This window comes from Sphingomonas pseudosanguinis, assembly GCF_014196255.1.
Taxonomy (GTDB): domain Bacteria; phylum Pseudomonadota; class Alphaproteobacteria; order Sphingomonadales; family Sphingomonadaceae; genus Sphingomonas; species Sphingomonas pseudosanguinis.
Window position 1 is genome coordinate 1 of sequence record NZ_JACIDH010000038.1, and the last position, 2500, is coordinate 2500.

The window sequence follows — 2500 nt, forward strand, 5'->3', positions numbered from 1 at the left end:
GAGTGACAGAACGCAAGAAAGCCCCGGAGCGGCGATGCTACGGGGCTGGGGCTGTGTTTGCGTGTGGTGTGATGGTTGCGGGGGCAGGATTTGAACCTGCGGCCTTCAGGTTATGAGCCTGACGAGCTACCGGGCTGCTCCACCCCGCGTTAGCTGAGCCGCACGGCGGCACGCGTGCATAGCGTGGTGTCGTGGGGCTTAGCGCCCCGGGCTGAGACGCCCGAGGAGACGATGTGAATGGGTTTTGTGTGTTCGCGGACTGTAATGCCTGGCGACGCCCTACTCTTCCACTGCTTGAGCAGTAGTACCATTGGCGCAGTCGGGTTTCACGGCCGAGTTCGGGATGGGATCGGGTGGGACACCGACGCTATGGCCACCAGGCAATAGAGTCCGCGAATACGATCCCCATCAGGTGGTACCTGGTGGGGAAATGGGGGTTAAAATCGATGCTGTGCACTGGCTGGATTTGCTGACCAGACCCTCAGTCTATCAGCCCAGGGCTGATGGTGGGGGTGTGGAGCTCTCAAGCGCGAATAGGACAATTAGTATCGGTTAGCTCCATGCGTTACCGCACTTCCACATCCGATCTATCGAGGTCGTGGTCTTCGACCGTCCTGAGAAATCTTATCTTGAGGGAGGCTTCCCGCTTAGATGCTTTCAGCGGTTATCCCGTCCGTACATAGCTACCCTGCTGCGCCGTTGGCACGACGACAGGTACACCAGAGGTACGTTCAACCCGGTCCTCTCGTACTAGGGTCAACTCCTCTCAAATTTCGACGCCCACGGCAGATAGGGACCAAACTGTCTCGCGACGTTCTGAACCCAGCTCACGTACCACTTTAATTGGCGAACAGCCAAACCCTTGGGACCTGCTCCAGCCCCAGGATGTGATGAGCCGACATCGAGGTGCCAAACAACCCCGTCGATATGAGCTCTTGGGGGTTATCAGCCTGTTATCCCCGGCGTACCTTTTATCCGTTGAGCGATGGCCCTTCCACGAGGGACCACCGGATCACTATGACCGACTTTCGTCTCTGCTCGACTTGTCAGTCTCGCAGTCAGGCTGGCTTATGCCATTGCACTCTAACAGACGGTTTCCAACCGTCCTGAGCCAACCTTCGCGCGCCTCCGTTACTCTTTAGGAGGCGACCGCCCCAGTCAAACTACCCGCCACAGAGGGTCCCTGTACCGGTTTCACGGTACGAGGTTAGACATTAAACAACAACAGGGTGGTATTTCACCTATGGCTCCACATCGGCTGGCGCCAATGCTTCAAAGCCTCCCACCTATGCTACACAGTTCTTGTCCAATGCCACTCTGAAGCTGCAGTAAAGGTGCACGGGGTCTTTCCGTCTAACCGCGGGTACTCCGCATCTTCACGGAGAATTCAATTTCGCTGAGCATGTCCTGGAGACAGTGGGGAAGTCGTTACGCCATTCGTGCAGGTCGGAACTTACCCGACAAGGAATTTCGCTACCTTAGGACCGTTATAGTTACGGCCGCCGTTTACCTGGGCTTCATTTCAGAGCTTGCACTCCTCCACTTAACCTTCAGGCACCGGGCAGGCGTCAGGCCCTATACGTCGTCTTGAAGCCGACTTAGCAGAGCCCTGTGTTTTTGCTAAACAGTCGCTACCCCCTGGCCTGTGCCCCCCATAAGTGCTTGCGCATATATGGGGCCTCCTTCTTCCGAAGGTACGGAGGCAATTTGCCGAGTTCCTTCAGGACACTTCTCTCAAGCGCCTTGGTATACTCTACCTGACCACCTGTGTCGGTTTCGGGTACGGTCTATACGGTGGGGCTATTTCCCGGGACCTCTTCGAGGCACGTCCAATCCGATAAGGACGTACAACACACGAGATCCGTCACACACCACCAGGCCCACGAATATTAACGTGGTTCCCATCGACTACCCCCTTCGGGCTCGTCTTAGGGGCCGGCTCACCCTGCGCGGATTAGCCTTGCGCAGGAACCCTTGGTCTTTCGGCGAGAGGGCATCTCACCCTCTTTATCGCTACTCATGTCTGCATTCGCACTTCCGATACCTCCACGACCCATTACCAGATCGCTTCGCAGGCTTACGGAACGCTCCGCTACCGCGTGCACTAAAGTGCACACCCTAAGCTTCGGTGCGTGTCTTGAGCCCCGTTACATCTTCGCCGCAGAAACCCTTGTTTAGACCAGTGAGCTGTTACGCTTTCTTTAAAGGATGGCTGCTTCTAAGCCAACCTCCTGGTTGTTTTGGGATTTCCACATGCTTTCCCACTTAGACACGACTTGGGGACCTTAGCTGTAGGTCAGGGCTGTTTCCCTTTTGACGACGGACCTTAGCACCCGCCGTCTGTCTCCCGAGTATCACTCATAGGTATTCGGAGTTTGGTTAGTATTGGTAGATCTCGCGACCCCCGCAACCATCCAGTGCTCTACCCCCTATGGTGTCCGCTCGAGGCACTACCTCAATAGTTTTCGCGGAGAACCAGCTATTTCCCGGCTTGATTGGC

1 tRNA gene and 2 rRNA genes (1 of these 3 cut by a window edge) are annotated in these 2500 nt (G+C 56.2%); all 3 read right to left on the reverse strand.

The window, feature by feature from the left end:
* Positions 1 to 72: 72 nt before the first annotated feature.
* Positions 73 to 149: transfer RNA gene (locus tag GGR48_RS17735), tRNA-Met, on the reverse strand.
* Positions 150 to 266: 117 nt separating this feature from the next.
* A 5S ribosomal RNA gene (gene rrf, locus GGR48_RS17740) occupies positions 267 to 381 on the reverse strand.
* Positions 382 to 522: 141 nt separating this feature from the next.
* Positions 523 to 2500 (reverse strand): 23S ribosomal RNA (locus GGR48_RS17745); it runs 814 nt beyond the window's last position.